This is a genomic window from Halomonas sp. BC04, assembly GCF_000568385.1.
Genome location: NZ_AZQX01000105.1, coordinates 1 through 7,790 on the forward strand (window position 1 = coordinate 1; position 7,790 = coordinate 7,790).

The following is a 7,790-nucleotide window of genomic DNA, read 5'->3' on the forward strand; positions in this document are numbered from 1 at the left end:
GACGGCATGCCGAACTGCCGCATGACGTTATCCATCCAGCGATCCAGTTCCTGATGCATACCCAGCAACGGTGTAAGCTCACCCCGCCGTGGCTCCACCGTGGAGGGCGGAGCCGGTGCATCGGCGCTCTCGCTCTTGAACCAGTTCCAGGGTGAGAGTTTTTGCAGATTCATACGCCACCTCCTGTTTGATCAATCCAACGTGATGCAAACGGAATACCCAGTGCCGTGGGGTTGCCCCTTGGCCAATACAAGGTTGGTGGCGGACGAGAAGTTTTCAAGGCCACTTGGATCTTTACTTGACCTGCATCATGCCGCAGTGCAATAAGGTCGTCTATCGAGGGCAGGGCAGCAACGATGCCAAGGCATTCGCTCAATCCCGGAAGTTGTCGAACTGAAGCGCCAGGTCGGGCCCGCCCTCGCCCCGCAACAGGGCCATCACCTGCTGCAGGTCGTCGCGCTTCTTGCCGGTCACGCGGACCTTGTCGCCCTGGATCTGGGCCTGGACCTTGAGCTTACTGTCCTTGATGCGCTTGACGATATCCTTGGCTTCCTTCTGCTCGAGCCCCTGCTTCAGGACGATCTGCTGGCGAGCCCGGACGCCGGAGAGCTCGGGATCCTGGGGATCCATGCAGCGGGCATCGATGCCACGGGCAATCAACCGATTGCGCAGCACGTCTAGCATCTGCGTCAACTGGAAATCGACCTCGGCCTCGAGCTGAACGGTGTCGCCATTGAGTTCGAGGCTTGCCGTTACACCCTTGAAGTCGAAGCGGCCCTGAATCTCGCGGTTGGCCTGGTCAACGGCATTGCTGGCTTCGTGCTTGTCGAATTCGGAAACGATATCGAAGGATGGCATGATCAAGTCCCACTGGCCGGTTAAGAAAGGGGGTGGAAGCGCATTCTAGCAGCCGCTGGACATCTTGGCCCTACCGCGTCGACCCCAGTGGCTTTTCCATCTGCCAGCCGGCGCACCCATCCTCATAATAGTCTTCCAGCCAACGCTGCAGGCTAAAGCCCATCCGGCGATACAGTGCCAACGCCGCCCGATTGTCGGCCCGCACCTCCAGAGTCAGCCGCTCACCGCCGCGCCGACGTGCCTCCTGCTCCAGGGACTCGAGCAACTGTCGACCGATCCCCATGCCGCGCGCCTCGGGATGCACACAGAAGGAGTAGAGACGCACCCGCTGGCTGCTTCGACGAAACAGCAGGATGCCATGGCCCAGCAGGCGTCTCTCGAGGGTCTCGACCAGCAGGACATGGGCGTTGGCACGATTGAGCAGGTGCCAGAGTTGCCGACGGCTGAAACGATCACCCTCGAAGGCGATCTGCTCGAGACGGACGAGGGCATCCAGATCCTTGGCCTGCGCCTCGCGCAACGTAACGGTCATGTCATGAATTCCAGGTTGGCAGCAACGGATTGTCGCGACGTGTCGCACTCTTGTCAGTGCCACGCTGCATGAAATCATTTCAGGCTGCCACCATCTTGTCCATAACCCCGCTCAAGGGCATGCTGAACACCTCTCCAACCGCCCTCCCATCTCGCCAGGAATGCCATGTGCCCGCTGCGTATCGTCGTTGATCGCCTGAATGACTGGCGGCCCTATTACCCCACCGAAGACCTGGTCAGTGCCGACGATTTCCTGTCGATGGACCGCCAGCATCGTACCAGCCGCGACGACCAGGACCGTGCCACCCATGTCATCAACCTGTGCAGCGATCTGGACTACCTGGGCAGCGGCTACTATGTCTCGCTACTTGCTCAGGCAAGAGGGCAGCGAGTGCTGCCCACGGTGGAAACACTCAACGCCCTGGCCCGCAAGTCACTGACCGACTTGCAGCTGGACCCGTTGGCCCCACTGCTCGGTGAACTCGCCCGCGAGGGACAGCTTCCCGGAGACCAGGTTTCGCTGCGCCTGCTGTTCGGCGAATGTCGCGAGCCTGGGCTGAGCAAGCTTGCACGGCGTCTGTTCGAGCGGCTGCCCTGTCCGCTGCTGGAAGCCCGCCTGGTTCGTCGTCACGACCTCTGGCGTCTGGCACGGCTCAAGCCACTGCGACTGCGCGACCTGACCCTCGACGAGCAGGACCTGTTCGCCACGGCACTCAACCGGCACTCGCTCAAGGTATGGCGCACACCCAAGGCGCGTCGGCGATATCGCTTCGACCTGGCGATTCTCATCGATCCCCAGGAAGCCCTGCCCCCCAGCAATCGTGGCGCGCTTCGCGCTTTCATCCGCGCGGGGCGACGCCTGGGAATCGACGTGTCGCTCATCACCCGGCTCGATATGGGCCGGCTAGCCGAATTCGACGCCCTCTTCATTCGTGAAACCACTGGCCTCGATCACCACACTTACCGTATGGCCAGGCTGGCAGAGCATGAAGGCCTGGTGGTGATCGACACCCCCCAGGATATCCTGCGCTGCACCAACAAGGTGTATCTGCATGCCCTGCTGCGGGCCCGGGGAGTGCCGGCGCCGGAAGGTCGTCTGATCAAGCGCGGGGAGCGAGGCCGCCTCTCCGAATCGCTTAACGGCATGACGTTTCCACTGGTACTGAAGGTGCCTGACGGCGCCTTTTCCCGCGGCGTGGTGAAGGTATCGGACCCCGACCAACTGGAACACGAGGCAGCCGAGCTGTTCGAGACCTCGGCACTGCTGCTGCTCCAGGAGTGGCTGCCTACCGAGTACGACTGGCGCATCGGCGTACTCGACGGTCAGGTCCTCTTCGCCAGCTGCTACTACATGGCCCGTGGCCACTGGCAGATCTATGACCATTCCGGTGACCGAATGAAAAGCGGCGGCTTCACGACCCACGACCCCGGGGAGGCCCCACCCGCCGTATTGCAGGCGGCCCTCAAGGCCACCCGCCTGATCGGCAAGGGCTTCTATGGTGTGGACCTCAAGCAGGCCGGCGAGCGTGTCGTCGTCATCGAGGTCAACGACAACCCCAATGTCGATGCCGGCATCGAGGATGCGGTGCTGGGCAAGGCATTGTATGAGCGCATCATGCGCGTCTTTCTGACACGCATGGAAGCACGTCGACATCAGGCAGGTGGAATAAGTCTACCTGACTAACCCCCTACCCCACTCACGCCCCGTCACCCATTAAAATATTGTAAATCAAAAACTTACTTAGAACCCTTCGATGGGGCGTCGCCATTTAGAGACACCACAAATCCTTGATCTGCAACCTCCCCCTCGAGTCACGCCCATGACGTCGCAATACTACGACGTCATGGAGCAACGACGTCATCGGTCGATGACACGTAATAATGCCAGCTCCTTGTTTCTACGCTGATTTTCATTTCTGGCGCGATTGTTGCTGACGTCTTGAACGCGAACCAACGTTTCTGGCCCTGCGCCGTCATCAGTCCTTGGAGCTTCCGAGAGATGGCGCTGATTTCATGGAAGGGCCTTTCAGCAAGGAGCAAGACGATCATGAGGATTACTATCTTCGGTTCCGGTTATGTGGGACTCGTGACAGGTGCCTGCCTGGCCGATGTGGGCCACGACATCACCTGTGTCGACGTGGACCAGGAGAAAGTCGAGCGCCTCAACGCTGGCGAGGTGCCGATCTACGAGCCTGGCCTGGAGGAGCTGATCGGCAAGAACATGGCGGCTGGCCGACTCCGCTTCACCACCGACCCAGCTGAAGGCGTGCGGTTCGGCCTTCTCCAGTTCATTGCGGTGGGAACGCCCTCCGACGAGGATGGCAGCGCCGACCTGAAGTACGTGCTGAAGGTGGCCGAGACCATCGGCGAGCACATGGGGAGCTACAAGATCATCGTCAACAAGTCCACGGTTCCCGTCGGCACCGCCAGCAAGGTGGAACGGACCGTGGCCAGTACGCTGGAGAAACGAGGCCTGACGATGGAGTTCGACGTCTGCTCCAATCCGGAATTCCTCAAGGAAGGGGCGGCGATCGAGGATTTCTCCCGCGGATCCCGCATCGTGGTGGGCACAGACTCGGAGCGCGTCAAGAGTGCGATGCAGGAGTGTTACGGCCCCTACAACCGCCAACGCGACAAGATGCTCTTCATGGGGGTGCGCAGTGCCGAGCTGACCAAGTATGCCGCCAACGCCATGCTGGCCACCAAGATCAGCTTCATCAACGAAGTCGCCAACCTGGCCGAGCGCCTGGGAGCCGACGTCGAGGAAGTGCGCCACGGCATCGGCTCCGACCCACGCATCGGCTACAGCTTCATCTACCCAGGGTGCGGCTATGGCGGCTCCTGCTTTCCCAAGGACGTCAAGGCATTGGCCCAGACCGCCGAAGCGGCGGGTTATCCTGCCGATATGGTCAATGCAGTGGAGCGGGTCAACAGCCGCCAGAAGAACAAGCTGTTCGAGAAGCTCTGCCAGGCCTTCGATGGCCAACTGGCCGGCAAGACCATCGCGCTCTGGGGCCTGGCCTTCAAGCCCAATACCGACGATATGCGCGAAGCGCCGAGCCGGGCGCTGATGGAGTCGCTCTGGGATGCCGGGGCCCGCGTTCAGGCCTACGACCCCGAGGCTTCGCACGAGTGTCGACGCCTCTATGGGGAGCGCGACGACCTCGTGCTTGCCGACAGACGGGACGAGGCGCTCGAAGGTGCCCATGCCCTGGTCATCTGCACCGAGTGGAAGGCCTTCCGGACCATCGATTTCGATGGGCTGCGCGAAACACTGCTCGAGCCAGTGATTATCGATGGCCGCAATCTCTTCTCACCCAACACCGTCAAGGCAGCCGGAATCAGCTATTACGCCATTGGCCGGGGCGATTCCGTGCGGCCCGTGCTGGCCTGAGGAGTCGACATGTCTCTCAAGCCCCGAGACCACACCGGAGCCAGCCGAGTGTCGGAGCTGATCACTCTGCTGCTCGGCCTGGCCCTGCTGATCGTTATCGTCAGCGAGTTGCCGTCGGAGGTTTTCTCGCCCGAGTCGCAGAGTTTCTTCTTTGTCATCGGGGGTATCGCCATCTGGCGTTACTCCTGGTGGCTGGTACAGGCTGTGCGCTCGGTGTGGTACAACCGCCGCATCTTTCCCCGGCTGCGGGCCGAAGCCGATGCCGCGGACGAGATAGCGCGTGCACCGGAGCTCTTTGTGCTCTGCACCTCCTATCGGATCGAGGCCGAAGTCAACTATCAGGTATACGATGCCATGGTGCGGGAAGTCGCCGAATATGGCGTGCCCACCACCATCTTCGCCTCGATCTCGGACCGTACCGACGTGGACGTCATCACCCACGTCATGGACGAGCATGGCTGGCCGGAGCACATTGAAATCCGGTACATGTTCCAGAAGGGTGACGGCAAGCGCTCGGCCATGGCCGAGGTTCTGCGGGCCATCTCCCGGAGACTACCGGCACCCGGCTCCCTGCTGGTCTCCATGGATGGCGACATCCGACTGGAGCCCGGCACACTCAAGCGCTCGCTCTCCTTCTTCCAGTCCCAGGAAGACCTGGGGGCGCTGACGACCAACAACCGTGCCGACGTCACCGGTAACGACGCAACCCGCGAGTGGTATGACCTGCGCTACGCCCAGCGCCACCTGGTGATGAGTTCGATGTCGGTATCCCGGCGCCTGCTGGTACTTACCGGCCGCTATAGCGTCTTTCGCGCAGACCTGGCCACCCAGCCGAGCTTCATCGAGCTGATCGAGAGCGATCATGTGGATCACTGGCGATTCGGCAACTTCAAGTTCCTTTCCGGGGACGACAAGTCCTCCTGGTATTGGCTGTTGAAGAATGGCTGGCGAATGATGTACCTGCCCGATGTGTACGTCACCGGCTTCGAGGAGCTACCGGACAGACGCCGCTTCTTCGCCTCGACCACCGACCTGATGCGTCGCTGGTACGGCAACATGCTGCGCACCAGTAACCGTGCCATCGGGCTGGGGCCTCGTCCCATGGGCATGTTCACCTGGTGGAGCCTGGTGGACCAGCGCATCTCCATGTGGACAACCCTGGTCGGGCCCACCGTGGTGACACTGGTGTCGCTGTTCGTGCGCCCCTCCTTCTTCTTTGCCTACATCCTCTGGATCCTGTTCACCCGTGGCATCGCCACCCTGATCCTGGCCTGGCAGCGGGGGCGTTACAGCCTGCTCTGGATTCCGCTCATCTACTACAACCAGGTGTGGGGCGCGATGCTGAAGACCTATGTCAGCTTCCGCTTCAACCGCCAGAAGTGGTCACGCCAGGGGATATCGGCCGGGGAGCCCGGCGACCCCGTCGCCGTAGGACGCCAGCGGCGCATGGGGCATGTACTGCATGGCTTCGCCTACAGCATCCTGCTGTTTGCCCTGATGCTTTCCACCGGTGTGATGCAACCTGTCGACCGCACGACCCTGTCGATCGTGCGCGACCAGGGCTGGCAACGTTCGCAGCAACCCGAACGGGTAGATCGATGGCTCTCGGCGGCAATTGCCGATGCACCGGGGGGCGGCACCGTGCAGATGCCTGCCGGCCGCTATCGCCTGGACGGTACCCTCTTCGAAAGCCTGCATGACGAGAGCCGTGTGATGGCCGACCAGATCCGTGGCGTGGCCGGCACCACGACCCTGTCTCTCACCCCGGACCTTGCCGATCGCTTGCAGGGGCCGAATGGGGAGCCGCTGAACGGCTCGGTGCATTGCACTACCGAATCCAGCTGCTACCTGACGCTCAACGAACAGACCCTGTCACTCGTCAATATTCGTCTCATGGTCGAGCCAGCCGTCATGGCGGAAGTGGCTGCGACCGAACCCTCAAGCAAGGAGCAACCTAAGGATGGCTGACCACTTTCCCCGCGACGACCAAGAACGCCATGAGCCGACCCTGGGGGGAAGCACACCCGAGGGTGGCTCGTCAGTACCAGAGCCTGCCGGTCAGGATTCCGTTCGGCTGACGAAAGGTGATCGCATCCAGCATGAGCGCCGTGATGAAAGAGGCTATATCCGCGTCGCCATACCCTTCCGGGTCAGCTTGTCGGACGATAGCACGCTGAACGGCAGCGACGTTTCCCTGGGTGGCTTCTCTGCCCATAGCAACCGCGCCTTCCAGCCGGGCGAGCGGATATCGGCATCGTTGTTGATGATGGCTGGACCCACCGAGCTTATCGTGCCGCTGCGCGCAGAGTGCCTGCGCGCCGAGCCTGCCGACGGCAAAGGCCATCAGGTCAGCTTCGAGATCACCGAGATAGAGCCACCCCATCGCGAGCTGCTGCGCCAGGTCATCCGCAGCGCACTCAGCGGCCGCTCGCCCAATATCGAGGGGTTGATGGCGGGGGAAGACCCCCAGACCCCGCGCAAGCGTCAGACCGGTGCGGTAAAACCGACACCGCCAGCGCGTCAACCCAAGCCGATGGGACGCTATATCCTGCTGTTCCTGGCCATCGGCCTGCTGGTGCTGGTCGGTGCGGCTACCGCCTATCGCAACTTCATGCTCATCGAGCCTAATTTCGCCGCTGTCACCGCGCCACGCATCGACATACGTGCCCCCGGGCCTGGCATCCTTGCAGCACATGATCTCCAGGCCGGCGACCGGGTCAAGTTAGACCAGTTCCTGACCAATGTCGTGAACAGTGACCTGGAGTCCGACCTGATCCTTGCCGAGGCGGCGCTGGACTATAACAACCGCTTGATCGAGAACCTGCAAGCGCACCTCGACGGCGGAATACAGGAGGTGAGTCTGGCCAACTCGGCCCAGCCTGCCAGCGGCGACACCATGACCTTCGAGTCGGTGTCACCCGAGATCGCCCAGGCACGCATCGAGCAGTTCGAGACTGTCAGGGATTACGAGAACTCCCGTATCGCCGCCCTGGAAGCACGCCAGTCA

General features: G+C 61.8%; 7 protein-coding genes. 4 read left to right on the forward strand and 3 right to left on the reverse strand.

Going from position 1 to position 7,790, the window contains the following annotated elements:
• Positions 1–372: 372 nt before the first annotated feature.
• Positions 373–858, reverse strand: coding sequence for a YajQ family cyclic di-GMP-binding protein (locus Q427_RS07545; RefSeq protein WP_043512550.1), 486 nt, complete (start codon positions 856–858; stop codon positions 373–375).
• A gap of 70 nt (positions 859–928) precedes the next feature.
• On the reverse strand, positions 929–1,390 hold the full coding sequence (locus tag Q427_RS07550; RefSeq protein WP_043512537.1) for a GNAT family N-acetyltransferase: 462 nt from the start codon (positions 1,388–1,390) through the stop codon (positions 929–931).
• Between the two features lie 165 nt (positions 1,391–1,555).
• Here Q427_RS07550 and Q427_RS07555 point away from each other — a divergent pair, with 165 nt between their 5' ends.
• The gene (locus Q427_RS07555; RefSeq protein WP_043512539.1) at positions 1,556–3,073 is read left to right on the forward strand and encodes a RimK family protein; all 1,518 of its coding nucleotides are present in this window, start codon (positions 1,556–1,558) and stop codon (positions 3,071–3,073) included.
• 158 nt (positions 3,074–3,231) lie between these two features.
• Here the strand turns inward: Q427_RS07555 and Q427_RS07560 are convergent, their stop codons facing one another.
• Entirely contained in the window at positions 3,232–3,438 is a 207-nt protein-coding gene (locus Q427_RS07560; RefSeq protein ID WP_043512542.1) for a hypothetical protein, read from the reverse strand.
• Between Q427_RS07560 and Q427_RS07565 the strand changes: the two genes are divergently transcribed.
• The 3 genes from Q427_RS07565 to Q427_RS07575 all read left to right on the forward strand — a co-directional run.
• A complete protein-coding gene (locus Q427_RS07565; RefSeq protein WP_043512545.1) occupies positions 3,437–4,783 on the forward strand; it encodes a UDP-glucose dehydrogenase family protein in 1,347 nt (448 codons plus the stop codon). The two genes, Q427_RS07560 and Q427_RS07565, sit on opposite strands and share 2 nt — an antisense overlap.
• A 9-nt stretch (positions 4,784–4,792) precedes the next feature.
• Positions 4,793–6,751, forward strand: coding sequence for a glycosyltransferase (locus tag Q427_RS07570; protein WP_043512547.1), 1,959 nt, complete (start codon positions 4,793–4,795; stop codon positions 6,749–6,751).
• The coding region (locus tag Q427_RS07575) for a PilZ domain-containing protein (protein ID WP_043512548.1) at positions 6,744–7,790 on the forward strand (1,047 nt) is incomplete at its 3' end. The genes Q427_RS07570 and Q427_RS07575, both read left to right, overlap by 8 nt.

Bases quoted from the DNA above. Each gene is read 5' to 3' on its own strand.
- Q427_RS07545 (WP_043512550.1), bottom strand. From the start codon at position 858: ATGCCATCCTTCGATATCGTTTCCGAATTCGACAAGCACGAAGCCAGC.
- Q427_RS07550 (WP_043512537.1), bottom strand. From the start codon at position 1,390: ATGACCGTTACGTTGCGCGAGGCGCAGGCCAAGGATCTGGATGCCCTC.
- Q427_RS07555 (WP_043512539.1), top strand. From the start codon at position 1,556: ATGTGCCCGCTGCGTATCGTCGTTGATCGCCTGAATGACTGGCGGCCC.
- Q427_RS07565 (WP_043512545.1), top strand. From the start codon at position 3,437: ATGAGGATTACTATCTTCGGTTCCGGTTATGTGGGACTCGTGACAGGT.
- Q427_RS07560 (WP_043512542.1), bottom strand. From the start codon at position 3,438: ATGATCGTCTTGCTCCTTGCTGAAAGGCCCTTCCATGAAATCAGCGCC.
- Q427_RS07570 (WP_043512547.1), top strand. From the start codon at position 4,793: ATGTCTCTCAAGCCCCGAGACCACACCGGAGCCAGCCGAGTGTCGGAG.